The following is a 24,894-nucleotide window of genomic DNA, read 5'->3' on the forward strand; positions in this document are numbered from 1 at the left end:
CTACGCCGTCGCCGGACGCGGCGTGATCTGCGGACCGCGAGCGGGCGCGGGCTCGGGGTCGGAGCTCACTCCGCCGTCCGTCGCATCCGGCGCGATCGGCGCCTTCTGCCGCGGGATGGCGATCGGGGGCCGGTCGCTCACGGGACGGTCGGTGCTCGAGAGCCACTGCGGGCGCTCGGGGAGCTTGCGGACGTCCTTGAAGATCTCGGCGAGCTGGTTGTGGTCGAGAGTCTCGTGCTCGAGCAGCTCTCCCGCGAGGCGGTCGAGGATGTCGCGGTTGTCGCTGATGACCTGGAACGCCTCGTTGTGCGCCTGCTCGAGGAGCGCGCGCACCTGGCCGTCGACCCGCTGCGCGATCTCCTCGGAGTAGTCGCGCTGGTGACCCATGTCGCGGCCGAGGAAGACCTCCCCGGAGGACTGACCGAGCTTCACGGGACCGACGTCCGTCGTCATGCCGTACTCGGTCACCATCTTGCGCGCGATGCCCGTGGCCTTCTCGATGTCGTTCGAGGCGCCCGTCGTCGGGTCGTGGAAGACGAGCTCCTCCGCGACACGGCCGCCCATGGCGTACGTGAGCTGATCGAGCAGCTCGTTGCGGGTCACGGAGTACCGGTCCTCGATGGGGATGACCATCGTGTACCCGAGCGCACGACCACGCGGCAGGATCGTGACCTTCGTGACGGGGTCGGTGTTGCGCATCGCGGCGGCGGCGAGGGCGTGGCCGCCCTCGTGGTACGCCGTGATGAGCTTCTCCTGGTCGCGCATGATGCGCGTGCGACGCTGCGGACCCGCGATGACACGATCGATGGCTTCGTCGAGGGCACGGTTGTCGATGAGCTGCGCGTTCGAGCGGGCCGTGAGCAGAGCGGCCTCGTTGAGGACGTTCGCGAGATCGGCTCCCGTGAAGCCCGGCGTCTTGCGGGCGACGACGTCGAGGTCGACGCTCGGGGCGAGGGGCTTGCCCTTGCCGTGGACCTCGAGGACCTTCTTCCGGCCGAGGAGGTCGGGGGCGTCGACACCGATCTGGCGGTCGAAACGACCAGGGCGCAGGAGCGCGGGATCGAGGATGTCCGGACGGTTGGTCGCGGCGATCAGGATGACGTTCGTCTTCGGGTCGAAGCCGTCCATCTCGACGAGCAGCTGGTTGAGCGTCTGCTCGCGCTCGTCGTGCCCGCCGCCCATCCCCGCGCCGCGGTGACGGCCGACGGCGTCGATCTCGTCGACGAAGATGATCGCCGGCGAGTTCTCCTTAGCCTGCTGGAAGAGGTCGCGGACGCGGCTCGCACCGACACCCACGAACATCTCGACGAAGTCGGAGCCGGAGATGGAGTAGAACGGGACACCGGCCTCGCCCGCGACGGCGCGGGCGAGCAGGGTCTTTCCAGTTCCGGGAGGGCCGTAGAGCAGGACACCCTTGGGGATGCGGGCACCCACGGCCTGGAACTTCGCGGGCTCCTTGAGGAAGTCCTTGATCTCCTCGAGCTCCTCGATGGCCTCGTCGCTGCCGGCGACGTCGTCGAAGGTCACCTTCGGCGACTCCTTCGAGACGAGCTTCGCCTTCGACTTCCCGAACTGCATGACCTTTCCGCCGCCCCCCTGCATGCCGGAGAGCATGATCCAGAAGAAGACGCCGATCAGGAGGAGCGGGAGCAGGATCGTGAGGAGCGATCCCCAGAAGCTCGGCTGAGGCACCTTGTCGCTGAAGCCGTCGGACGGATTCGCGGCGTCCACCGCCGCGACGACGTCCTCGGCGCGCGCGTCGAGGAAGTAGAACTGCACCATCGTGCCGTTCTCGCCGTCGGCCTTGTCGAGGACGAGGTCGACACGATTGTCGCCCTGCGTGAGGGTCGCCTCCGCCACCGTCTCGCCCTCGAGGAGCTCGAGACCGTGCTGCGTCGAGATCTCCTTGAAGCCGCCGATGTTGAGCAGGCTCGAACCCACCCAGAACACGAGCACCGCGAGGAGGATGTAGGGAAGCGGGCCCTTGAAGATGCGCTTGAAGTCCATAGTGTTTACGGGCGGCTGAGCCCGACACCTTTCTGACAGCTGGTGTTACGGGCGCCCTGGCGCCCACAGGCCTCAAGATTAGCGGCACGCCGCTGGGCGACGCCTCCATGTTCCCCGTGGGCGTACAGGACGCCGGCCGAACGCGTCAGGAGTACACGTGAGGCGCGAGGACGGCGACGTCGCGCAGGTTGCGATAGCGCTCGGCGAAGTCGAGGCCGTAGCCGACGACGAAGGCGTTCGGGATGTCGAAGCCGACGTACTTGCAGTCGATCTCGACCTTCGCGGCCTCCGGCTTCCGGAGGAGAGCGCAGACCTCGATGGACGCGGCGCCGCGCGAGGCGAAGTTCTCGAGCAGCCACGACAGGGTCAGCCCGGAATCGATGATGTCCTCGACGATGAGCACGTGTCGGCCCGTCAGGTCGGAGTCGAGGTCCTTCCGGATCTGCACGACGCCGCTCGACTTCGTTCCCGCGCCGTAGGAACTCACAGCCATCCAGTCCATCTCGACGTGACCGTGCAACGACCGCGCGAGGTCGGCCATGACCATGACGGCTCCCTTGAGGACACCGACGAGGAGGACATCCTTACCCGCGTAGTCCGCGTCGATCCGCGCGGCCAGCTCGCGCAGCTTCTCCTGGATCTCCTGTTCGGTGACGAGGATCTCGGTCAATTCGTCGCGGATGTCGCTCGTTTCCATGGTCCGATTCTAGGGCTCGGGTACGGCCGGAAACGACGACGAGGTGACGCCGCCTCACCCCGTCCCGACCGGGACGGAATGAGGCGACGACACCTCGCGGCGACGTGGTCAGAGCGAGAACTGGAACCCGAGGTCGTCGGGGTAGTCACCTCCCGCGGTGACGGTCTCGGCGGTGCGCCGCAGGTTGGCGAGGGCCGAGCCGAGGGCGAACGGACCGAAGCTGACACGGCTGACGCCGAGGTCGGCGAGCCGCGCGAGGGGGACGGCGCCCGGGTGGCCGATGACGGAGATCTTGCCGTCGATCTCGGCGATCGCGCGGGCGACCAGTTCCTCCGTCGAGAGCCCCAGGACGAAGATGACGTCGGCCCCGGCTTCGAGGTAGGCGTTCGCCCGGGCGACCGCGTCGCTCCACTCGCCGCCGCCGGCGAGGGTGTCGACGCGCGCGTTGATGACGAGAGGCACGCCGGTGTCCGAAGCGGCGGCTCGGGCGGCGGCGACGCGGGCGGCCGCGACCTCGATCGGGAAGGTCGGCGCCTTGTCGGCCCCGACGCTGTCCTCGATGTTGATGCCGACCGCACCCGTCTCCGTGATGAGGCGAGCGACGTTCGCTCGAACGCCATCGGTGTCCTCGGCGTATCCCTTCTCGAAATCGGCGGTGACGGGCAGGTCGACGGCCGCGACGATCCGGCGCACGGAGTCGAGCGCCTCGTCGAGGGGGATGCCTTCGCCGTCCTCATAGCCACGCGCGTTCGAGACGGAGTGGCTCGCGCTCGCGAGTGCCCGGACTCCCGGAGTACGGGCGACCGTCGTCGCGCTGATCGCGTCCCACACGTTCGTGAGGATGAGGGGATCGCCGGGTACATGCAATGAGCGGAGGAGGTCCGCCTTCTCGATCTGAGTTGTCATGCCGTCAGTGTGACAGCGACCCGGTCGCCGTGAACACGAGACGCCCGCCGTTGCGCGATACCCGGATCCCGGGTATGTCGATCGGGCCCTGGCCCTTCCACTCCGTCACGAGCGCGGCGATCGCGAGGGTGTGCGCGCGCGAGAGGGAAGTGCCGAACTCGCCGCGCGCGACGAGCCGGATGATGCGGTTCCGGATCGCCGCGGGGTTCGCCGCAAGAGCGCCGATATCGACGGACAATCCCGCCTCGGCCGGTTCGCAGATCTCCTCGATGAACTCCTCGATCATCTCGTCGAAGGCATCCGAATCCTCTCGCGCCTGCTCGGCCGTCCGCGCGAGAGCCTCGGCGATACCCGGACCGAGTTCATCCTCGAGGACGGGGAGGACGCGGTGGCGCACGCGAGCGCGTGTGAACGACGCGTCGACGTTGTGCGGGTCGTCCCAGGCATCGAGTCCGAGTTCCGCGACGGCCGCGTGCGTGTCGTCGCGGCGGACGGACAAGAACGGGCGCACGAGCCGGCCGGTCACCTCGGCCATCCCCTTGAGGCTGCCCGCGCCCGAGCCGCGCGCGAGCCCGAGGAGCACCGTCTCGGCCTGGTCGTCGAGAGTGTGCCCGAGGAGCACTGCCGAGGCCCCCGTACGCCGGAGCGCTGCGTCGAGAGCCGCGTAGCGGGCGGCACGCGCCGCGCCCTCCGGGCCGCCGTCATCCCCCACCGCAACGGTCTCGACGGTCGCCTGGAGACCGAACCGGCGCACCGTCTCCGCAGCCCGTTCGGCGACGGCCGCGGATCCGGACTGCAGGCCGTGGTCGACGATCACGGCGGCGAAGCGCACGCCGAGGACGGGCGCGGCGTGCGCCGCGGCGGCCGCGAGGGCGAGCGAGTCTGGACCTCCGCTCACGGCGACGAGCACGAGCGGCACCTCGTCGCCGACGCGTTCGAGGACGACGTCGCGATTCGAGAGGGCCCGGATGATCTCGCGGGACAACCGGTGAACCGTGCGGGGGGCGTTCCGCTGGACGCCGGAATCGGAGGCGGGGAAGGTGTCGGCCACGGTCCCCCACGCTACTCGACGCCCCCATCCTTTTCTACAAGACGTAGAAACAGGTGGGCGGTCCCGGCTTCCACTCCGGGGAGCGACGGGGAGCATCCGTTAGTGTGGGTGCCGCCGGTGTCCGACCGGAACGACCCCATCGAATCAACAAGGAGAGCGCCTCATGGCCGCATACGACGTCGTCGTGGAGATCCCCAAGGGCAGCCGCAACAAGTACGAAGTGGACCACGAGACGGGCCGCGTGTATCTCGACCGCGTTCTGTTCACCGCGTTCGTCTACCCCGTCGACTACGGCTACTTCGAGAACACGCTCGGGCTCGACGGCGACCCCGTCGACGCTCTCGTCCTCCTCGAGTATCCCGTCTTCCCCGGCGTCGGCGTCAAGGTCCGTCCCGTCGGCGTCCTCAACATGAGCGACGAGGCCGGCTCGGATGCCAAGGTCGTGTGCGTCCCCCACATGGACCCGCGCTGGAGCCACATTCAGGACCTCTCGGACGTGCCGGAGCAGACGCGCAACGAGATCGAGCACTTCTTCACGCGCTACAAGGACCTCGAGCCCAACAAGTGGGTCAAGATCGAGGGCTGGGGCGACGCCGCCGAAGCCGAGGAGATCGTCCAGGCCGGCTTCGCGAAGCTCGAGGCCGAGGGATCCCACTAGGTCACTTCGCCGGCCTCGGGCCGGTGCACGACGGGGGCGCCGCACTCACCGAGTGCGGCGCCCCCGTCGTCGTGATCCCCCGATCGACCGTCATGATCTCCGATGAACCTCCTGACGCCCGATCCGATCGGGCGTCAGGATCAGAGCGAGACGCCGCGGTTCCGCATGAAGGGCACGGGGTTCTGGGCTGCGCCGTTGACACGCGTCTCGAAGTGGACGTGCGGGCCCGTCGAGTTGCCCGTGCTGCCCATCGCCGCGATGTATTGGCCGGCGCTCACTCTCTGGCCGCTGCGCACGGCGATGCCGCCGGAGCGGATGTGACCGTACGCCGTCGTGACACCGCCACCGTGGGAGATGCGGATGAAGTAGCCGTAACCACCGTTCCAGCCGGCGTACGTCACCGTTCCCGAGGAGGCCGCGTAGAGCGGGGTTCCGGAGCCGTTCGCGATGTCGACACCGGGGTGGTTCTTACTGCCGATGCCGCCGGGGCTGTTACGGACTCCGAACCCGGAACTGATCCAACCCGACGCCGGTCGGGCCCAACCCGATCCGCCGCCACCGCCGCTGCTGCTTCCGCCACCGCCACCGCCGCCACCGCCGCCGCTGTTGTTGTTGTTGTTCTTCTTCGCGGCCTCGGCGGCTTCTCGAGCAGCCTTCTCCGCCGCGGCCTTCTCGGCTTCGCGGCGCTTGCGCTCCTCCTCGACACCCTTCTTGTACCCGTCGACCGTCTTGGCCGTCGTGTCCTCGAGGGCGGCGAGCTGGGCCTCCAGCTCCGCCTTCTTGTTCTGCGACTCCTCGAGCGCCGCGACGGCCGCATCGGCGGCCGCTTGCGCGGCGATCATGGCCTCTTCCGCGAGGGTGCGGAGGCGCTCGCGCTCCTCGCGTGCAGCTGACGCCTGGTCGCTCAGCGACTGCGCCGTGTTCCGGGCATTGACGGCCTGGTCGTACACGGACTTGTTGTGCTCGAGCAGCTTGCTCATGGTGCCGAGGGCACCGAGGAGGGCGTCGGGACTCGCGGACGAGTCGAAGAAGAGGCTGAGCGAGACGTCGCTCCCGCCGCTGCGGTAGAGCTGCGCGGCGACCTGGCCGGCCTTCGCGATCGACTCGTCGGCTTCGACCTTCTTGTCGTCAGCCTGACTCTGCAGCGAGTCGGCGCGCACGACGGCGTCGTCGAAGGCCTGCTGGGCCTCGAAGTACTCCTGGCCCTTGAGCTCGGCCTCGGCTTGCGTCGACGCGACCTCGGCCTCGAGTCCCGCGATGAGGTTTTTGATGTTCGTGACCTGGGCGGCCGCGTCCGCCTGGTTCTTCTTGGCCTTCTGGACGTCGTCCCACGAAGGGTATTTGGCGGCCCACGCCGGCGTCACTCCGGCGACGACTCCCGCGGCGGTGAACACCCCGACGGCTCCGAGGGCGAGGACCTGGCGGCGGCTCGTGTCACCGCTGCGAGCGCGACGCGAACGCCAGTGGAACACGCTGCCGCGCTTCGGCTTCTTCGGTTCGGACATCACAGACTCCGGCCACTTTCACATCAGTCACAGGGACAACATCTTCAACAGTACCGAGCGAGGCGGCGAAAGCCATCCCCCGATCACGTGGGCGGTGCCGCATCGTGCTCGAATCTAAACCGCGTCCGACGGCCCCGGCGGGACATCCGCTGGCACGTCGGAAGACCGCCAGGACCGCCGAATCCTGCGGGCCGGGCAGCGGTTTTGGCATTTCCCGCCTTCACCCGTATGCTTGTACGCCGGTAGCCCTTGAGCTTTCGAGCTCGTCGGCCCCATCGTTTAGTGGCCTAGGACACCGCCCTTTCACGGCGGCAGCACGGGTTCGAATCCCGTTGGGGTCACGTGTTCAAACACGGTGACAGCTACCGATACAATTGAAGAGCAGCGCGAGAGCACTGCAAACGTATGGCCCTGTAGCGCAGTTGGTTAGCGTGCCGCCCTGTCACGGCGGAGGTCGCGGGTTCAAGTCCCGTCAGGGTCGCCATGGTGAGGGACCCTTCCGAATACGGGAGGGTTTCTTACCAGTGGGACCGATTCATATTGAACGAGCAGCGTCCCTTCGGCTCTGTAGCTCAGTTGGTAGAGCGCACGACTGAAAATCGTGAGGTCACGGGATCGACGCCCGTCGGAGCCACTCGGCCCCTTTTCCAGGCTTCTACTGGGATCGGGGCCGTTTTTCTTTTCCCGACCGGTCCGGCGAACGGAAGTCGACATCGCCGCGTGGACCGACACGTGGTCGTGATGCGTCTCGTCGAAGCGGCCAGCGGACGTCCCACCTCCGCTTGTCCCCCTTAATGCCGACACAGCAATGCTTGCGAGAGAATTGCTAGCTCAGCTAACTTTCACATCAGATGGTTTTCCCCGTCGCCGGCGTACGAGTTCATCGATGTCGTGAGCGCATGGCCGCCATCATTTCGGGAGACAGAGGGTCGGTGTTCGGGTCACCGACCCTCTGTCACTTAACGTCTGTCCCGCTCGCGTCGAGTCGGCCGGAAGCGCCTGATCGGACCTACGTGTCGAAGCCGATGTCGAAATACGTGCTCGAGTCGTCGTAGACGAGGGCCGGGTCGATCGAGCGGACGCGCGCCATCGTCGAGACGCGGCGTCGTGCGGGTTCGAGGTCGGGAGCATCGACCGCGAGCACGGCCGTGTTCGGGCCGATGAGCATCGACGCCTGCCGCGTCGAGCCGTCCGGCTGGATGACGGGGATCTGCACGACCTCCGGGTCTCGCGAAGCCGCGATGTCCCGTGCATGCTTCATGAGATCCTCCCCCGCGCGATCATCCACGACGAACGTCTCCGTTCCGTAGGTGATGCGTTTCATGTCCTACATCCCTCGCTCTCGACCTGTCTCGATGTTCTTCCGCACCCTCGTCGCGCGAACGGCCGCGGCCCACGTGTTCGGCCGTCCCCGTCCAGCATCCGCGTTCTCGAAGTCCTGAGGGTCACCTTACGCCGGGAGCAACCGCTGCTCCCGGGGGTTGCACTCGCGAATGCTGTGGTCCGATCGGGCGGGCGAGCCTCTGCCGCCACCCCCGTGCTCCACCGGTCCACCACCCCGTTCCACCGCCGCAGCAGGGCTGTTACCGTCTGGTCATGACCGAATCGCACGAACCCACGCACGACGAGAAACGACACGAGCAGCTCACGCGCGCCGAGCACTCGACCGAGGCCGACGCCGCCCCGCGGGTCGAGGTCAGCCACCCGGAGGAGGGCGTCACACGAATCGACGTCTCCGACGACGCAGCCGTTCGACCCGGGGAGCGCGACTCCGAAACCGATGGGTCGTAGCGACTCACTCGAGAGATCGGACGGATCATGACGAGCCTCCGTATCACCGACGACGTCGACGCCGATCGGCTTCTCTCGGAGGATCCGCTCGCGCTCCTCATCGGCATGCTGCTCGACCAGCAGATCGCGATGGAGACGGCGTTCGCAGGCCCGGCGAAGATCCGGGACCGCTTCGGAACGCTCGATCCCCGAGCGATCGCCGAGGCCGACGCGGACGCCTTCGTCGAGATCTTCCGACAGACCCCGGCCGTCCACCGATTCCCGGGCTCGATGGCCGGGCGCGTCCAGGCGCTCTGCCGTTCCGTCGTCGACGAGTGGGGCGGCGACACGTCCGCGATCTGGACGACAGGCGACCCCGACGGTCGCGAGGTCCTCCGCCGCCTCACGGCACTCCCCGGCTTCGGCGACCAGAAGGCACGCATCTTCCTCGCGCTCCTCGGCAAGCAATGCGGGCTCGAGGCGGCCGGCTGGCGCGAGGCCGCCGGAGCATACGGCGAGGCGGGGTCGTACCGCTCCGTCGCCGACATCGTCGATCCCGATTCGCTCACTCGCGTGCGCGAGACCAAGCGGGACATGAAGGCGGCGGCACGCTCGACGGCCTGACGGGACCGAGACCCCCTGAGACGCCGCCGAACGGGGCGGATGCGTCGGCACCCGCCCCGTTCGTGCGTCCGGAGAACGGATCAGGCTCCGCCCTCACGAGCGCGGCTCGCGGGTGAGGACGAGACGTCCTCGCCGTACTCCTGCAGGACCTCCGTCGTGTCGTCGACCGTCGACTCCTGCACCGGCTCCTCGTTCTCGCGCAGGTACTCGGCCTCCTCGGCCGCTGTGCCCTCCGACTCAGCCGGCGTGTCGTTCGTCGTTCCGAATGTGTCGCTCATCGCGCACGTCCTTCCTGTAGCGGTCCCCCGACGATAGGACGGTCGGTGGATCGTGACCCCGGCCTTGACGCCCCCGGCTCACGCCGGTAATCACCGGTCGCCGATCCTCGTCGTCGCGGCGGTTGTCAACGGGATGTCATCCCCCGGAGGGCGGCGGTAGCCTCGCCCCATGAGCGATTACAGCAGCCCGTCCCCTGAGGACGAGACCACGGATTCCACCGTCAACGGCAACGCCGCCGACGGATCGACCGACGAGAACATCAGCACGGACCCGACGACCGAGGAGGACACCGACTCCGGCGGAGCCCCCGAAGAACCGGACGTCACGAACCCCGCCTGACAGGGCCGGCATGCCCCTCGTCACGGGTTCGAGAGATGGGACGATCGCCGACGCGGTCGTCCCATCTCGATATATGCCGCAAACGTTCAGCCACTCCCCCTAACGTGGGGAACATCCGGAGCGACAGGGCTCACTCCTCGGCTGGGAAGTCGACTGACCACAGGAGAACCTCCCCATGGACTCTACGAGCAACCCGCCCGGCGCCATCCGCCGGACCAAGCCGCGCACAAGCGCTCCCGGCGATACGACGAAGAGTTTCGCGGCGGTTTCGCGCGTCGTGAAGGAGACCCATCTCCTCGACCGCACCCGCGTCTTCTACATTCTGCTCTTCTCGGGCCTCATGCTCGCCCTCGGCGGCGCCGTCACCGGCTTCATTCTCCTCGGCGACTCCTGGTTCCAGCTCCTCATCGCCGGAGCGCTCGGCATCATCTTCACCCAGTTCGCGTTCCTCGCCCACGAGGCGTCGCACCGCCAGGTGTTCACGTCGGGTCCGGCCAACGACCGGGCCGGCCGCTTCATCGCGACCGCGATCGTCGGCATCAGCTACGCATGGTGGATGAACAAGCATTCCCGGCACCACGCCAACCCGAACAAGGTCGGCAAGGATCCCGACATCGATCTCGACACCATCTCCTTCCAGGAGAAGGACGCCGAGTCCGCTCGGGGGCTGCGGGCCCTCATCACGAGGAAGCAGGGGTATCTGTTCTTCCCGCTCCTCACACTCGAGGGCATCAACCTCCACATCCTGGGCCTTCGCGCTCTCCTCGTCCGCGAGCCCGTCAAGGGCCGCTGGATCGAGCTCTCCGCGATCGCCGTCCGCTTCGCCGTCTACTTCGGCGCGATCTTCTGGTTCCTCCCCCTCGGGATGGCCTTCGCCTTCATCGGCGTGCAGCTCGCCGTGTTCGGCGTCTACATGGGCGCGTCCTTCGCGCCGAACCACAAGGGCATGCCCCTCGTCGGCCCCGAGGAGAAGCTCGACTTCTTCGCCAAGCAGGTCCGCACGTCGCGCAACATCAGCGGCGGCGTGTGGGCGAGCGCCTTCATGGGCGGGCTCAACTACCAGATCGAGCACCACCTGTTTCCGAACATGCCTCGACCGCACCTCGCGAAGGCCCGTGAGATCGTGCGCGAGCACTGCGCGACGATCGGTGTGCCCTACACCGAGACGACGATCCTCCAGTCGTACGGCATCGTCATCGCGTACTTGAACCGTGTCGGCCTCTCGGCCCGCGACCCCTTCGACTGCCCGATGGTGAACCAGTTCCGTCGCGTCTGATCATCGGGAGATGCACGATCGGGAGGTCCGTTCTCGGGCCTCCCGATCGTCGTTCCCGCCCTTCTGAAATCCGCGCTCCCACTCGAGCGCCGGGTGCGGTAGGCTGAACACGTTATCGTTTGCCTCGTGGGTCCGTGTTTTCGTGCATCATTCCGGATCAAGCCCACTAGCAGGCCCGTTTGTCAGGGACCCTCGTCTGCACAAGAGGACTCCCAGGAGAGTTCGCGACACATCATCGTCATTGCGCCCGTCTCCGCATCACCCCTGTCCCCGCTTCTCCTCGCTGAAGCGGCGTATCCGGCCGCGACCATCCCCGGTTCGCGCGGGCGCCGCACAGGAGCAGCACTCTCATCTCTCCACGGAGCCGATCTCCGTCGGAGCGGGCTTGGTGAAACCGCCTCGCCCTTTCGTCCCGCAAGCCGGGTCGGCAACACCACAAAGTAAGGAATGATCATGGCTACTGGAACTGTTAAGTGGTTCAACGCGGAAAAGGGCTTCGGCTTCATCTCCCCCGACGACGGCTCTGCTGACGTCTTCGCTCACTTCTCCGCCATCGAGTCGACGGGTTACCGGTCGCTCGAGGAGAACCAGCGCGTCGAGTTCGAGACCGCCCGTGGACCCAAGGGCCTCCAGGCCGAGAAGATCCGCGCGATCTGAGTCGACCTCCCCGGAACGCCGGGTCGTCGGTACCGCGAAAGCGGTCCCGCCGGCCCGGCGTTCTTCGTGTCCAGCCGTCCCCTCATGAACCCGTCACCGCCCGGTAGAATCGATGCATCGGATCGCCGCCTCCACGGCGCGACCGCCCACCGGAGGGAGCGGAGATGCTCGAAGCGCTCACCGGCCTGGGTCTCGCCTCGGCCGCGGGCCTCAACGCGTACATCCCGATGCTCGCCATGGGGCTCTTGTCGCGCTTCACCGACCTTCTCTCGGTTCCGCCCGGGTGGGCCTGGCTCGAGAACGAGTGGGTCATGGTCGTGCTTGGCGTCCTCCTCGTCATCGACATGATCGCCGACAAGATCCCCGCGGTCGACAGCGTCAACGACATCATCCAGACGGTCGTGCGCCCGGCATCGGGAGGCATCGTCTTCGGCTCCGGATCCGCGTCGGAGACCGTCGCCGTCACCGATCCGGAACAGTTCGTCTCGAGCGGCGAATGGGTGCCCATCGTGACGGGAATCGGCATCGCCTTGCTCGTCCATCTCGCGAAGGCGGCCATCCGCCCGGTCGCCAACGCGGCCACCTTCGGTCTCGCGGCACCCGTTCTGAGCGCCGTCGAGGACGTCGCGAGCGTCGGGCTCGTGATCCTCGCCGTCCTCGTCCCGATCCTCGTCGTCGTCGCCATCGCGGGTCTCATCTGGGGAGCCGTGGTGTTCGTGCGGCGGCGGAGACGTGCTCGCGCGGCGAACGCCGCAGCGCCCGCGTGAGGCCGTCGCCTCGGCCGCGCCGCAGCGGTCCGGGACTGTCGGTGGCCGTGGTTATCGTGGTCGCATGAGGATCCTCCACACGTCCGACTGGCACGTCGGTCGCACCTTCCACGGTCACAGCACCACGGAAGCCCTCGGGACGGTCCTCGACGCCCTCGTCGCCGTCGTCCGGGAGCGCTCCGTCGACGTCGTGCTCGTCGCGGGCGACGTGTTCGACGGCGCCACCCCGGCAGCCGAGCACTACGGCGTCCTCGAACGCGCGCTCTCCGGCCTGCACGAGGCCGGAGCAGTCGTCGTCGTCACGAGCGGCAACCACGACTCGGCAGCGCGGCTGGGCTTCCAGGCAGAGTTCGCCCGCCTGGCCGACGTCCACGTGATCACCCGGCCGGAACAGCACGACGTGCCCGTCACTCTGCACGACGAACACGGCCCCGTCCACGTCTACGGCATCCCCTACCTCGAGCCGTCGCTCGTCCGACACCGCTACCCAGAGGCCGCGCTCAAGCGCCACGCCGACGTGCTCGGCTTCGTCATGGATCGTGTCCGCGTCGACGCCGGCCAGCGGGGCGGCCGCTCCATCGTCGTTTCGCACTGCTTCGCCACCGGTGCAGCGGGAAGCGATGTCGAGCGTGACATCACGGCCGGCGGACTCGATTTCGTCCCGCTCACCACGTTCGACGGTCCCGACTACGTCGCGCTCGGGCACATCCACGGCCGAGCGACGCTCTCCGACCGCGTACGGTACTCGGGCGCCCCACTGCACTACTCTTTCAGCGAGGCCGACAAGCCGCGCGGAGCCTGGCTCGTCGATCTCGACGCCGCAGGGCTCGGTGCCGTCGAGTGGGTTGACCTTCCCGTCCCCCGGCGGCTCGTTCGCCTCACGGGCACGCTCGACGAGCTGCTGCTCTCGCCCGACTACGCCGAATTCGAGGACAACTGGGTCGCGGCCGTCCTCACGGACGACGTGCGGCCGCTCGACGCGATGCCGCGCCTCCAGCGACGCTTCCGATGGTGCGCACTGCTCGAACACCGTCCGGCGACCACGCACGACGACGGCAGGGAGACGTACGGTGCGCGGATCGATCAGAAGAGCGACGTCGAGATCGTCGCGGGCTTCCTCGAGCACGTGCGCAACGGTCGAGGGCCGAGCGCCGCGGAGGCCGAGCTCGTGGACGACGCCTTCGCCGCGGTCGCCGCACGCGAGGTGAGCCGATGAGGATCACGCGACTCTCCTTCGCCGGTTTCGGTCCCTACCGTGATGAGCAGAACATCGACTTCCGGGCGTTCGAGGACGACGGCATCTATCTCATCGCCGGTCGCACCGGCGCGGGCAAGTCGACGATCCTCGACGCGGTGTGCTTCGCGCTCTACGCGTCGGTGCCGCGCTTCGAGAAGGGCGAGGCGCGATTGCGCAGCGACCACTGCGCGCCCGAGGACCCCACGTGGGTCGCCCTCGAATTCTCCGCCGGCGGACACGACTACCGGGTGACCCGCTCCCCCGCATACGAGCGTCCCAAGTCGCGCGGCGAGGGCACGACGGTATCGCCGCCGTCCGCCGAGCTCGCGATGCTCGTCGACGGCGACTGGCACGGGGTCGCGGCGCGGCCCAAGGACGTCGGCATCCGGCTCGCCGACATCGTCCAGTTGACGCGCGACCAGTTCCTCCAGGTCATCCTCCTCGCGCAGAACCGGTTCCAGCGCTTCCTCGCCGCCGGTCACGACGAGCGCCAAGACGTGTTGCGGTCGCTCTTCGCCACCGAACGATTCTCGTCGTTCGAGGACTACCTCGTCGAGCGACGGAAGGCCGTCGAGAACGAACTCGGCGCCGAACTCGCGACCGTCGAGCGCCTCGCCGAACGCGCAACCGACCTCGTGGCGACGATCCCTCGGCTCGACAGCTCTCGGGAGACCTCCGTCGCAGACGATCGTGCGCAGCCGACCGGAGCCGACCCGGCACGAGGGGAGGAGCCCCCGCCGGTCGCCGTCCGGCGGGATTCGCCGGACGAGACCTGGTTCGCCGAACGGGTCGCCTCCCTCCTGCCGTTGCTGACAGCCGCCGAGCGGCGCGTCGCGGCAGCCGACGCCGCAGCCGACGCCGCAGAGGAGGAGGACCGACGTGTCGAGGAACTCGCACGACGGATCCGCCGTCGCGACGCGGCGCGACTGATCCGGCAGGAACTCGACGCGCGGGCCGCCGCTGATGCCGCGGATAGTGCGGAGCTGGAGCGCGCGCGGGCCGCCGCTCCGCTGTGGCCTCTCGTCGTCGCCATCGACACCGGTCAGGATCGCGCGTCGGCCGCAGCAGAAGAACTCGACAGGGCTCGACGTGCGTTCGAGGAATCCCTCGCCGGAACGGACGTCTCCGACGTCGATGCATCGACGCCGGCGCCGATCGCCGTCGATGTCTTCACGCGCGAGCTCGGCAGCCTCACGGAGGCCGCCGCCGAGGAGCGCACCCTGCCGGGTCTCGACGACGACGTGCAACGCGCGGAAGACCGGGTCTCGGCAACACGTCGCGCCGTCGACGAGGCCTCCGTCCGCCGAGACGAGATCCCCTCCGAGTTGGAGGCCGCGAGAGCCGCCGTGACCGCGGCGCGCGCCGCGGCGGCCGAGCTCGACGCCGCGACGTCGGTCGTCGAGAGGCTCAAGCGACAGTCCGCCGCTGCCCACGACGTCCGGTCTCGAGCTGAGGAGCTGCGCCGGGCTGACGCCGCCGAGATCGCCGCACGGCAAGCGGCGCGCGACGCGAGCGCACACCTCGAGCACCTCCTTACGGTCCGGCTCGGCGCTTACGCCGGCGAACTCGCCGAGCGGTTGCTCGACGGGGAGCCGTGCGCCGTGTGCGGGTCCACGGTCCACCCTGCGCCGGCCGCTCCCCCGGCCGACGATGATCGTGTCGGTGACGACGACATCGAGGCTGCGCGCGCCGCGGATGCGGAGAGATCGATCCTTGTCGAGCGGGCGAGCCGTGCCGCTCGAGAGGCCGACACCGCTCACAAGCAAGCGATCGTCGCTTCCGGAGGCGCAACGGTAGACGAACTCGAGGCGCAGCTGGCCGACGCGGAGTCCCACCGCGATGCCTGCGCGTCAGCGAGGGCGCGGCTGCCGCGACTCGAGGCCGTCGTCGACGAGCTGGGCGCGGAGGCGGAGCGAGCCGACGCGGTACTCGACGACCTCGTCCGGCAGCGCGACGCGGCGACGGAGGCTCTCGTCGCCGCCACGACGCGACGCGACGCCGCACGTTCTCGCGTCACCGCTGCCCGAGGCGAGAGCGCGTCCGTCGCGGATCGCGTCGCGCGCACGACCGGCCGTCGCGACGCCGCCGCCGCACTCGCCGCGGCATCGAGCGCGGCCGAGGAACGCATGCGCGAGCTCTCGGACGCTCGTTCAGCCCTCGACACCGCCATCACGAACACGACGGGACGCGGGCAGGATTTCGCCGACGCCGAGGCCGTACGTGCCGCCCATCGCGACGGCGCCCACATCCGCACCCTGGAGAAGCGCGTCGCGGCCGCGGCAGACGCGCGGGTGGTGAACACGGCGACGCTCTCCGACCCCGATCTCGCCGATCTGCCGAGCGACGCCCCGGACACGGCGGCGAGCGCGGCGGCCGTCGTCGAAGCGCGAACCTCCCGCGATCGCGTCCTCGCCGACCTCCACACGCTGCAGTCGCGCGAACGCGAGCTCGCCACCGTCCGCCGGGAGGCGCTCTCCGCACTCTCGGCCGTACGCGCGCGGCGCGACGAGGCCGACGCCATCCGGGGGCTCGCTGACGCGGTCGAGGGGAAGTCGCCCAACACCCGGAGGATGGACCTCGAGACGTTCGTGCTCGCGGCCCAGCTCGAGCAGATCATCGCGGCGGCCAACCGCCGATTCCACGTCATGACGAGCGGACGATTCACGCTCGAGCACGACGACTCCGTCGCCTACCGCAACGCCGCGTCGGGACTCGGGCTCGCGATCCGCGACGAGTACACCGGCCGTGCCCGACCGACCGCTTCCCTCTCGGGTGGTGAGACCTTCCTCGCCGCCCTCGCCCTCGCGCTCGGGCTCGCCGAGGTGGTCACCGAGCGGGCCGGCGGGATCACCCTCGACACCCTCTTCATCGACGAGGGCTTCGGATCACTCGATGGCGAGACTCTCGAGATCGCGATGTCGACCCTGGACGAGCTACGGGCAGGCGGCCGCACCGTCGGGCTCATCAGCCACGTCGATGCCATGAAGGAGCGCATCTCCGCCCGCCTCACCGTCGAGGTCGACGAATCCGGTGCGAGCAGGGTGCGCCAGCACCACGCGACCGTCCCGGTCTGACTCGTCGGGCTCTGACTCGTCGCGGTGCGGGTGCCCCCGGTCACGAGTCCTCGGGGTCCGGGTGCCCGCGGTCCGAGTCCCCACTACCTGAGTTCCCCCGGCTCGAGCCGTCGGTGTCCGCGGCCACCGCGTCGCGGACGGAACGTGCGAGCGTATCCGTTCACGCCGGGTGGACGAGCGAACGAGCCTGCAAGAGCCCCGACACCGAACCGGTGCCGGGGCTCTCGTCATCGAGCCGGGTCTAGTGGGACGAGGCCTTCTCCGCGCCGTGTCCCGTGAGCGACCGCACATCCATCTCGGCGGCGAGAGCCGGGTCCTCGGCCGTCTTCTGCGGGATGAGCGAGCCGATGAAACCGAGCAGGAACCCGAGCGGGATCGACACGATTCCGGGGTTGTCGAGCGGGAACCACGAGAAGTCGACGCCCTTGAACACCGACGTCTCGGCGCCCGAGAACACCGGCGAGAACACGATGAGCAGAAGCGCGCTCCCGAGTCCGCCGTACATGCTGAAGACGGCGCCCCGCGTCGTGAACCGCCGCCAGAACAGCGAGTACACGATCGTCGGCAGGTTCGCGCTCGCCGCGATCGCGAAGGCCAACGCCACGAGGAACGCGACGTTCTGCCCCTGCACGGCGATCCCACCGAGGATCGCGACCGCCCCGATCACCACGACCGTGCGACGACCGACCTTGACCTCCATCTGCGGGTCCGCGTCCCCTCGCTTCACGACGTTCGCGTAGATGTCGTGGGCGAACGACGCGGCCGCCGTGATCGTGAGCCCCGCGACGACCGCGAGGATCGTCGCGAACGCGACCGCCGAGATGATCCCGAGCAGGATCGGACCGCCGAGCTGCAGCGCGAGCAGGGGCGCAGCCGAGTTCACGCCTCCGGCCGACCCGAGGATGGTCTCGCTGCCCACGAGGGCGACCGCTCCGTAGCCGAGCACGAGCGTGAACAGGTAGAAGACCCCGATGAGCCAGATCGCCCACACGACGGACCGCCGCGCCTCCTTCGCCGTCGGCACCGTGTAGAACCTCATGAGCACGTGCGGAAGCCCCGCGGTACCGAGGATGAGGGCGAGGCCGAGCGAGACGAAGTTGAGCGGGTTCGCTCCGTACTGCTTCCCCGGGGCGAGGATCTCCTCCGTGCCCGCCGACTGCACGGCCTTGTCGAGCAGCGCCGAGAGGTCGAAGCCGTGCAGCGCGAGCACCCACACCGTCATGACGGCGGCACCGGCGATGAGCAGGACGGCCTTGATGATCTGCACCCAGGTCGTGCCCTTCATTCCACCGATGAGGACGTACACGATCATGAGCGCGCCGACCACGGTCACGACGACTCCGGTACCGATCCGGTCGTTGATACCGAGCAGGAGGGCGACGAGGCCGCCGGCTCCCGCCATCTGCGCGAGCAGGTAGAAGAACGTGACCGCGAGCGTCGTGATGGCCGCCGCGAGACGGACGGGACGCTGGCGCAAGCGGAACGAGAGCACGTCGGCCATCGTGAACTTGCCCGTGTTCCGCATGAGCTCGGCGACGAGGAGCAGGGCGATGATCCATGCGACGAGGAACCCGATCGAATAGAGAAAGCCGTCGTAGCCGTTGACCGCGATCGCCCCGACGATGCCGAGGAACGACGCCGCCGAGAGGTAGTCGCCCGCGATCGCCGCGCCGTTCTGCGGCCCCGTGAACGAACGCCCCGCGGCGTAGTAGTCGGAGGCGGTCTTGTTGTTGCGGCTCGCGCGGATCACGACGAAGAGCGTGACCCCCACGAAGAGGACGAAGATCGAGATGTTGAGGAGGGGGTTGTTGAGCTCCTGGACGTTCATCGGGCCACCTCCTCGGCGGCGAGGTCGTCGCGCAGCTTCTCCGCGAGCGGATCGAGCTGCCGGTTGGCGTAGGACACGTAGATCATGGTGATCGCGAACGTCGTCACGAACTGCGCCAGGCCGAGGAGCAGACCGATGTTGATGCGCCCCCACACCGGCGTCGCCATGACGTCGGAGGCATAGGTCGCGAGCAGGACGTAGGCGAGGAACCAGACGACGGCGAGCGCCGCGACCGGCAGGACGAAGCGCCGGTGTCGCGCCTTCAGCTCCCGGAAGTCGGGGGAATCCTCGACGGACCGGTAGTCGATGCGCCGGACGCCGCCTCCGGCGGATGGTGGGCTGTTCGGTGTCATCATCTCTCCTTTGAAACGATTTCCCGTGCCGCCCGCGGGTGGCGGGCCGGTGGTAGGGTTCACGCTACGAACGTGTCGGGATCAAGGACTACCCCCGAAAGTTGGTATCGCGCAGATGACTCACACGGCAACGGAGCCGATGGAAACGTCCCTGATCGACTCGGCGCTCACCAAGCTCGCCTCGGTGAGCGGCATCCCCGTCGCGTTCGGCGGCGCGACGGTCGACGGCGTCGTGGCCGTGACGACGATCGCGGGGGCGCGCACGACCGCGCTCAACGGATTGTCGGTCTCGCCGCGCCGAGGTCTCGGGGGGCAGGCCCTCATCGACGCTCGGCCCCACGCGACGAGCGATTACGGGGCGTCGCGCCGTATCACCCACGACTACGACCGTCACATCCTCGGCGAGGGGATCGCCGCCCTGCTCGCGGTGCCCATTGTGGTGGCCGGTCGGACGCGCGGCATGATCTACGGCGGCTCGCGGGCACCCGGAACCGTCGGTGACCGCTTCGCGGCCTCGGCCGTCGCGGTCGCTGCTCGACTCGCCCACCAATTCGCGGAACGGGATGCGCGCGAGCGCTCGAGCGCCGGCCCGCTCGGCGGACCGACGGCTGCGACGGTGCCCGCTTCCTCCCTCGAGGACGTCCGGCTCGCCTACGCCGAGCTCCGCAGCATCTCCGGAACGATCGACGACCCCGCCTTGCGCGCCCGACTCTCGAGCGTCGAGCGGCGACTCGCGGCCCTCGGCGGTATGGCCGGTGACGTCTCGGACGATCGGCTCCCGATACGGCACGCCGACTCCGCCGTGTCGTTGTCCCGGCGCGAGCACGACGTGCTGGGGCTCGCCGCCGTGGGACTCACGAACGCCGACATCGCCGTCCGACTCGGACTCCGGGAGTCCACGGTGAAGAGCTACCTCGCGTCGGCGATGACGAAGCTCGACGCGTCGACACGGCTGCAAGCGGTGTCGGCGGCACGACCTCGGGGCCTCATCCCCTGACGCGAACGAGGAGCACGAGGTGAACGCAGCGGGACGATCGCGCGACGATCGCTGCTCTCACTCTCCGCTCCGACCCCATCGGACGACGGAGTCCGTAGGCTGGTGGAGAACCACTCGGTTCGCGCACGCGAGTACGGAAGGCACCGATGCTGTACGCCACCACGACCCCGGCAGACAAGCGCAGAGCGTTCCGCGAGCGCCTCGCGAGCGGAGAGCTCCTGCAGCTCCCCGGCGCGTTCACTCCCCTCTCGGCGAAGCTCATCGAGCAGAAGGGCTTCGACGGCGTCTACGTGTCGGGGGCCGTGCTGTCCGCCGAGCTGGGCCTGCCCGACATCGGTCTCACGACGCTCTCGGAGGTCGCCGGCCGTGCCGGCCAGATCGCCCGGATGACGGAGCTTCCCGTCCTCGTCGACGCGGACACGGGCTTCGGCGAACCGCTCAACGTCGCCCGTACGGTGCAGACCCTCGAGGACGCCGGCGTCGCGGGTCTCCACATCGAGGACCAGGTGAACCCCAAGCGCTGCGGCCACCTCGACGGCAAGGCCGTCGTCGACAGGGCCAGCGCGACGAAGCGTATCCGGGCGGCCGCCGACGCCCGCCGCGACGAGAACCTGCTCATCATGGCGCGCACGGACGTCCGTGCCGTCGAGGGGCTCGACGCGGCCGTCGACCGCGCGAAGGAATTCGTCGACGCGGGTGCGGATGCGATCTTCCCCGAGGCGATGCGCGACCTCTCCGAGTTCGCGGCGATCAGGGCGGCCGTCGACGTCCCCGTGCTCGCGAACATGACGGAGTTCGGGAAGAGCGAACTCTTCACGACTGCGCAATTGCGCGACGTCGGCGTCAATCTCGTCATCTACCCCGTGTCGTTGCTGCGCCTCGCGATGGGCGCCGCGATGCGCGCCCTCGACACCCTCAAGGCCGACGGGTCGCTCGCCGCCGAGGTGCCGAACATGCAGACGCGCGCGGAGCTCTACGAGCTGCTCGACTACGAGTCGTACTCGAGCTTCGACTCGGGCGTCTTCGACTTCACGCTCGACGACAACCTGTCGTGACGCGTACCGGCCAGACCGACCCCTCATCGATTCGAAGGAGCACGATGTCAGAGTCCGATCAGGAGATCCGCAAGGGTCTCGCCGGGGTCGTCGTCGACACCACGGCCGTCTCGAAGGTGAACCCCGAGACGAACTCCCTGCTCTACCGGGGGTACCCCGTGCAGGAGCTCGCCGCGACCCAGTCGTTCGAGGCCGTCGCCTGGCTCCTGTGGCACGGCGAACTGCCCACCCCGGAGGAGCTCGCGGTGTTCGAACGCGCCGAGCGCTCCCAGCGCGCGCTGGCCCCCGAGGTGCGCGCGGCGATCGAGCTCGCACCGAAGACGGCCCACCCGATGGACGTCGTCCGAACCGCCGTGAGCGTCCTCGGCGCCACCGACCCGAGCGCCGACGACCGCTCGCCCGAGGCGACGCTCGAGAAGTCCGTGCGCCTGTTCGCGGCGATCCCCGCGATCGTCGCCTTCGACGAGCGACGTCGGAAGGGCCACGAACTCATCGAGCCGCGCGAGGACCTCGACTACGCCCGCAACTTCCTCTGGATGACCTTCGGCGAGGTGCCGGACGACATCGTCGTCGATGCCTTCCGGGTGTCACTCGTGCTCTACGCGGAGCATTCCTTCAACGCCTCCACCTTCGCGGCCCGCGTCATCACATCGACGCTCGCCGACGTCTATTCGGCCGTGACGGGCGCGGTCGGCGCCCTCAAGGGCCAACTCCACGGCGGCGCCAACGAAGCGGTGCTCCACACGTTCGTCGAGATCGGGCTCGACGAGGCCCCCGACGGACGCGCGGCCGAGTGGCTCGATCGCGCTCTCGCGGAGAAGCGCAAGATCATGGGCTTCGGCCACCGCGTGTACAAGAACGGCGACTCGCGCGTTCCGACCATGCGCGCGGCGCTCGAGCGGCTCGTCGAGTTCTACGACCGCCCCGAGGTGCTCGCGCTGTACGAGGAACTCGAGCAGGCCATGGGCGACCGCAAGAACATCAAGCCCAACCTGGACTACCCCTCGGGTCCCGCATACCACCTCATGGGGTTCTCGACGGAAGCGTTCACGCCGCTCTTCGTGGCGGCGCGCGTCGTCGGCTGGACGGCTCACATCCGGGAGCAGCTCGGCTCGAACGCCCTCATCCGCCCGTTGTCGCAGTACGTCGGCCCCGACGAGAGGCACGTTCCCGGAGCCTGATCGGCGGTGGAGGCACGGCGTCTCGTCGGGCTCCGAGGTCAGCGGCGTGAGGTCCGGCTCTCCATGGCAGCGTCGACGCGGCCGCCGACGAAGCGCGCCAGATGGTGGAAGCGCATCTCCACCTGATGAGCGAACACGTGCGCGAGCGCCAGGGACACGGGGATCGAGATCGCGATCCCGAGCCACGGCGACGCGTCGACGAGGAGGGTGCGGACCGTCATGATGATGGGCTCGTGGATGAGGTAGAGGCTGAACGAGACGGTGCCGAGCCACTGGACGACGCGTGCCTCGAGGAGACGGCGGAAGCCGCCCCAGAACGCCGCCGAGAGGACGATGAGGCTGACACCGAGAACGCTCACGACCGACGTCCTCCACGCGGGGAACGCGGGGACGCCGACAGCGCCGAGCTCCCACCGGACGGCCGCGAGGATCACTCCGACCGCGAACACCAGGGGCCAGAACCACGTCCGCCCCGCCGCCCACGCGGCCAGATCCGCGAATCGCCCCCAGCCGATCACGATGAGAGCACCGATCGCGAACACGGGGAGGAAGCGCAGCTCGTCGCTACTGATGATCGAGGCGAGGGCGATGAGGCCGAAGACGCCGGCGAACTTGAGCCAGACCGAGCCGGGCGCCCGCGCCGCGAACCACACGTAGAGAGGGAGCAGCAGGGAGAACACGATCTCCCACCGGAGCGACCACAGCGGGCTGATCCGTCCCGAGATACCGAAGACGAGGGTCGTGTCCTTGAAGAGTCCGCGCAGCGAGTAGGCGTTGGGCAGCGACTCCATCCAGGGGCCGAAGGCCGGGACGTCGTACCGCGGGACCAGCAGGATGGTGGCGATGCCGAACAGGACGGCGATCCACACCGGGCCGTACAGGCGGATCAGGCGACGCGGGTAGTACGCGGCCCACGAGTGCCGTCGCGATCGCAGCACCGGGAGCACGAGGACGATGCCACTCAGGATGAAGAAGAGGTCCACGGCCTCCGACCCCATCCACAGCACGTGGAGCGGCGTATAGGTGAGGAACCACTCCCACGATCCCGGGGACGCCTTCTCCGCACCCGGGAAGTACGCGGCGGCGAGCGTGGGCACCGTCAAGAGCGAGTGGTGGAAGAGCACCACGAGCGCAGCGACGCCGCGGAGTCCGTCGAGGGAGTGCAACCGTTTCGGGACGCGACTGTCGACCGGATGCGAGAGCGCGGATGTGGTCACGCACTCACATTATCTGGCGAGTGGTCGGCGTCGAGCACTGCGGGGAGCCCGGGCAGCGCGGACGACGCCGTCGATCGCGTCCCATGAGGCCACGCCGAGTGCGACCGCGGCCGTCCCCACGGCGAGGACTCGACCGACGCCGTCGGCCTGCATCCAGTCGAACGCTGCGAGGAATGCCGGGTTGTAGAGCGCTCCCGCGAGCGCGAGAACCGCGACCGGAACGGCGGCCGCGAACGCGATCACGACGTTGACGACCGCGAGCGGCCACGTCGACCCTCCCGCACGGTGCTTCACGAGCGTGAACACCATCTCGGCGATCACCGTCGCGATGAGGTAAGGCAGCCAGAAGCTCCACAGTGCCGGATCGAGGACGGGTTCACGAACCGGTCCGTCGAGGTTCCACGCGATGGGGAAGAACTGCTGGAACGCGAGGAAGACGAGGACGAGGGTCAGGAGGACGAGGGACGCGATCGTGTCGCCGCGGTGCGCACGCCGCTCGGGAGCCTCGGGGAGCATGTCGAGGCTCCAGCGCACGAGCGGTCCGCTCTTCGAGGCGCCCGTCCAGTCGAGGACGGCGAAGACGAGGGTCACCCAGAAGCCGATGTGCATCGCGGCGGACAGCGCCGTGACGACGGCTGAGGCGATCACGGCGCCGACGGCCTCACCCATGAACGCCTGGACGAGGGCAGAACCCACGGCGGAGATCGGGACGATGATGGCGAGCAGCGCGATCAACGAACGGCGGTAGAAGAGGAAGTTCGTCGGACCGATGAGATAGAGCGGTCGCTCGGAGTACCGGGCGGCGAGACCCGCGGGATCACCGAGCTCGGTGAGAACGTCGCGCTCCGCCGTCTCGGCAGTCATTCCCGCCTCGCGACGGGCATCGACGTGGTCTTCGATCGACCCACGGAGTTCGCGTTCGACGTCGGCTCGTTGCGTCTCGGGGAGGCTCCGAACGGTGGCGGCGACGTAGCGGTCGGTGAGCGAGGTCATGACGACTCTCCTTCGATCAGGTCGGTGATGGCGGTGTGCAACGCGTCCCAGTCGCGACGCAGGAGGGCGGCGAGCTCGCGGCCGGTTGGGCTCGTCCGGTAGAACTTCCGGGGTCGCGCGTCGTCCGTGTTCCATTCGCTCTCGAGAAGCCCCTGCCGTTCGAGCCGACGGAGCAAGGGATAGAGCGTGTTGGCGTCGACGGCGAAGCCGGCGTCGGCGAGGGACTCGAGAAGGGCGTAGCCGTAGCCGGGTCGCTCGAGGGTGACGAGACACGCGAGGACGACCGTCCCCCGGCGGAGTTCTTGGAGATGCTGAGCCGTCGTTTCGTCCACGCCCGACACGATACTGTGCGACGCACACTATGGTCAACCACACAGTGTTCGTCCTGGGTCGACCGCCCTCGGGAGGAGGAAAGCACGAGCG

24 protein-coding genes and 3 tRNA genes are annotated in these 24,894 nt (G+C 68.7%); 15 read left to right on the forward strand and 12 right to left on the reverse strand.

The window, feature by feature from the left end; all coding sequences use genetic code 11:
- The 4 genes from ftsH to tilS all read right to left on the reverse strand — a co-directional run bounded on the left by ftsH (position 1) and on the right by tilS (position 4,661).
- Positions 1–2,007: an ATP-dependent zinc metalloprotease FtsH gene (gene ftsH / locus ELQ90_RS08455; RefSeq protein WP_128494850.1), complete on the reverse strand. Its 2,007-nt coding sequence runs from the start codon at positions 2,005–2,007 to the stop codon at positions 1–3.
- 145 nt (positions 2,008–2,152) lie between these two features.
- Positions 2,153–2,704: a hypoxanthine phosphoribosyltransferase gene (gene hpt, locus ELQ90_RS08460; protein WP_128494851.1), complete on the reverse strand. Its 552-nt coding sequence runs from the start codon at positions 2,702–2,704 to the stop codon at positions 2,153–2,155.
- A 108-nt stretch (positions 2,705–2,812) separates the two neighbouring features.
- Positions 2,813–3,610 (reverse strand): isocitrate lyase/PEP mutase family protein, encoded by a 798-nt coding sequence (locus ELQ90_RS08465; RefSeq protein WP_128494852.1) that lies wholly within the window; start codon positions 3,608–3,610, stop codon positions 2,813–2,815.
- Between the two features lie 4 nt (positions 3,611–3,614).
- Entirely contained in the window at positions 3,615–4,661 is a 1,047-nt protein-coding gene (tilS, locus tag ELQ90_RS08470) for a tRNA lysidine(34) synthetase TilS (protein ID WP_424980806.1), read from the reverse strand.
- Between the two features lie 163 nt (positions 4,662–4,824).
- On the opposite strand from tilS, the gene ppa reads away from it, so the two are divergent.
- Positions 4,825–5,319, forward strand: coding sequence for an inorganic diphosphatase (ppa, locus tag ELQ90_RS08475; RefSeq protein ID WP_128494854.1), 495 nt, complete (start codon positions 4,825–4,827; stop codon positions 5,317–5,319).
- A gap of 140 nt (positions 5,320–5,459) precedes the next feature.
- Here the strand turns inward: ppa and ELQ90_RS08480 are convergent, their stop codons facing one another.
- Positions 5,460–6,824: a M23 family metallopeptidase gene (locus ELQ90_RS08480; RefSeq protein ID WP_128494855.1), complete on the reverse strand. Its 1,365-nt coding sequence runs from the start codon at positions 6,822–6,824 to the stop codon at positions 5,460–5,462.
- 268 nt (positions 6,825–7,092) lie between these two features.
- On the opposite strand from ELQ90_RS08480, the gene ELQ90_RS08485 reads away from it, so the two are divergent.
- The 3 genes from ELQ90_RS08485 to ELQ90_RS08495 all read left to right on the forward strand — a co-directional run bounded on the left by ELQ90_RS08485 (position 7,093) and on the right by ELQ90_RS08495 (position 7,458).
- Positions 7,093–7,165: transfer RNA gene (locus tag ELQ90_RS08485), tRNA-Glu, on the forward strand.
- 66 nt (positions 7,166–7,231) lie between these two features.
- A tRNA-Asp gene (locus ELQ90_RS08490) sits at positions 7,232–7,308 on the forward strand.
- A 77-nt stretch (positions 7,309–7,385) separates the two neighbouring features.
- Positions 7,386–7,458, forward strand: a tRNA-Phe gene (locus ELQ90_RS08495).
- Between the two features lie 375 nt (positions 7,459–7,833).
- Here ELQ90_RS08495 and ELQ90_RS08500 read toward each other — a convergent pair.
- On the reverse strand, positions 7,834–8,148 hold the full coding sequence (locus ELQ90_RS08500) for a hypothetical protein (protein ID WP_128494856.1): 315 nt from the start codon (positions 8,146–8,148) through the stop codon (positions 7,834–7,836).
- A 272-nt stretch (positions 8,149–8,420) separates the two neighbouring features.
- Here ELQ90_RS08500 and ELQ90_RS08505 point away from each other — a divergent pair, with 272 nt between their 5' ends.
- Positions 8,421–8,615: a hypothetical protein gene (locus ELQ90_RS08505; protein ID WP_128494857.1), complete on the forward strand. Its 195-nt coding sequence runs from the start codon at positions 8,421–8,423 to the stop codon at positions 8,613–8,615.
- A 27-nt stretch (positions 8,616–8,642) separates the two neighbouring features.
- A complete protein-coding gene (locus ELQ90_RS08510) occupies positions 8,643–9,218 on the forward strand; it encodes an HhH-GPD-type base excision DNA repair protein (RefSeq protein ID WP_128494858.1) in 576 nt (191 codons plus the stop codon).
- A gap of 80 nt (positions 9,219–9,298) precedes the next feature.
- On the opposite strand, the gene ELQ90_RS08515 is transcribed toward ELQ90_RS08510, so the two are convergent.
- A complete protein-coding gene (locus tag ELQ90_RS08515; RefSeq protein WP_128494859.1) occupies positions 9,299–9,496 on the reverse strand; it encodes a hypothetical protein in 198 nt (65 codons plus the stop codon).
- Positions 9,497–9,665: 169 nt separating this feature from the next.
- On the opposite strand from ELQ90_RS08515, the gene ELQ90_RS16570 reads away from it, so the two are divergent.
- From ELQ90_RS16570 to ELQ90_RS08540, 6 genes are all read left to right on the forward strand, one after another.
- The gene (locus ELQ90_RS16570; RefSeq protein ID WP_166408929.1) at positions 9,666–9,836 is read left to right on the forward strand and encodes a hypothetical protein; all 171 of its coding nucleotides are present in this window, start codon (positions 9,666–9,668) and stop codon (positions 9,834–9,836) included.
- 175 nt (positions 9,837–10,011) lie between these two features.
- A complete protein-coding gene (locus ELQ90_RS08520) occupies positions 10,012–11,112 on the forward strand; it encodes a fatty acid desaturase family protein (protein WP_128494860.1) in 1,101 nt (366 codons plus the stop codon).
- Positions 11,113–11,565: 453 nt separating this feature from the next.
- Positions 11,566–11,769: a cold-shock protein gene (locus ELQ90_RS08525; RefSeq protein ID WP_128494861.1), complete on the forward strand. Its 204-nt coding sequence runs from the start codon at positions 11,566–11,568 to the stop codon at positions 11,767–11,769.
- Between the two features lie 164 nt (positions 11,770–11,933).
- The gene (locus ELQ90_RS08530) at positions 11,934–12,536 is read left to right on the forward strand and encodes a DUF4126 domain-containing protein (RefSeq protein WP_128494862.1); all 603 of its coding nucleotides are present in this window, start codon (positions 11,934–11,936) and stop codon (positions 12,534–12,536) included.
- Between the two features lie 64 nt (positions 12,537–12,600).
- Positions 12,601–13,752 carry an exonuclease SbcCD subunit D gene (locus tag ELQ90_RS08535; RefSeq protein ID WP_128494863.1) on the forward strand — a complete coding sequence of 384 codons (1,152 nt, stop codon included), beginning with the start codon at positions 12,601–12,603 and terminating at the stop codon, positions 13,750–13,752.
- Positions 13,749–16,847, forward strand: a complete 3,099-nt coding sequence (locus tag ELQ90_RS08540; RefSeq protein WP_128494864.1) for an AAA family ATPase — start codon at positions 13,749–13,751, stop codon at positions 16,845–16,847. Before ELQ90_RS08535 ends, ELQ90_RS08540 begins: the two co-directional genes overlap by 4 nt.
- Before the next feature lie 241 nt (positions 16,848–17,088).
- Here ELQ90_RS08540 and ELQ90_RS08545 read toward each other — a convergent pair whose 3' ends face one another.
- Both ELQ90_RS08545 and ELQ90_RS08550 read right to left on the reverse strand, forming a co-directional pair.
- Positions 17,089–18,675 (reverse strand): solute symporter family protein, encoded by a 1,587-nt coding sequence (locus tag ELQ90_RS08545; protein WP_128494865.1) that lies wholly within the window; start codon positions 18,673–18,675, stop codon positions 17,089–17,091.
- Positions 18,672–19,031, reverse strand: coding sequence for a DUF485 domain-containing protein (locus tag ELQ90_RS08550; RefSeq protein WP_208020606.1), 360 nt, complete (start codon positions 19,029–19,031; stop codon positions 18,672–18,674). The genes ELQ90_RS08545 and ELQ90_RS08550 overlap by 4 nt, the downstream gene beginning before the upstream one ends.
- Positions 19,032–19,167: 136 nt before the next feature.
- On the opposite strand from ELQ90_RS08550, the gene ELQ90_RS08555 reads away from it, so the two are divergent.
- From ELQ90_RS08555 to ELQ90_RS08565, 3 genes are all read left to right on the forward strand, one after another.
- Positions 19,168–20,025, forward strand: coding sequence for a LuxR C-terminal-related transcriptional regulator (locus tag ELQ90_RS08555; protein WP_243696081.1), 858 nt, complete (start codon positions 19,168–19,170; stop codon positions 20,023–20,025).
- Positions 20,026–20,171: 146 nt separating this feature from the next.
- Complete coding sequence (gene prpB, locus ELQ90_RS08560; RefSeq protein ID WP_128494868.1) at positions 20,172–21,080, forward strand: methylisocitrate lyase; 909 nt, start codon at positions 20,172–20,174, stop codon at positions 21,078–21,080.
- Between the two features lie 44 nt (positions 21,081–21,124).
- A complete protein-coding gene (locus ELQ90_RS08565) occupies positions 21,125–22,261 on the forward strand; it encodes a bifunctional 2-methylcitrate synthase/citrate synthase (protein ID WP_128494869.1) in 1,137 nt (378 codons plus the stop codon).
- 38 nt (positions 22,262–22,299) lie between these two features.
- Here the strand turns inward: ELQ90_RS08565 and ELQ90_RS08570 are convergent, their stop codons facing one another.
- From ELQ90_RS08570 to ELQ90_RS08580, 3 genes are read right to left on the reverse strand one after another with little or no spacing between them, the layout of a single operon-like run.
- Positions 22,300–23,478: an acyltransferase family protein gene (locus tag ELQ90_RS08570; RefSeq protein WP_128494870.1), complete on the reverse strand. Its 1,179-nt coding sequence runs from the start codon at positions 23,476–23,478 to the stop codon at positions 22,300–22,302.
- Positions 23,479–23,487: 9 nt separating this feature from the next.
- Positions 23,488–24,471, reverse strand: coding sequence for a permease prefix domain 1-containing protein (locus tag ELQ90_RS08575; protein WP_128494871.1), 984 nt, complete (start codon positions 24,469–24,471; stop codon positions 23,488–23,490).
- On the reverse strand, positions 24,468–24,803 hold the full coding sequence (locus tag ELQ90_RS08580) for a PadR family transcriptional regulator (protein WP_128494872.1): 336 nt from the start codon (positions 24,801–24,803) through the stop codon (positions 24,468–24,470). Before ELQ90_RS08580 ends, ELQ90_RS08575 begins: the two co-directional genes overlap by 4 nt.
- Positions 24,804–24,894: the final 91 nt, after the last annotated feature.

Source organism: Labedella phragmitis (assembly GCF_004078635.1).
Taxonomy (GTDB): Bacteria; Actinomycetota; Actinomycetes; order Actinomycetales; family Microbacteriaceae; genus Labedella; species Labedella phragmitis.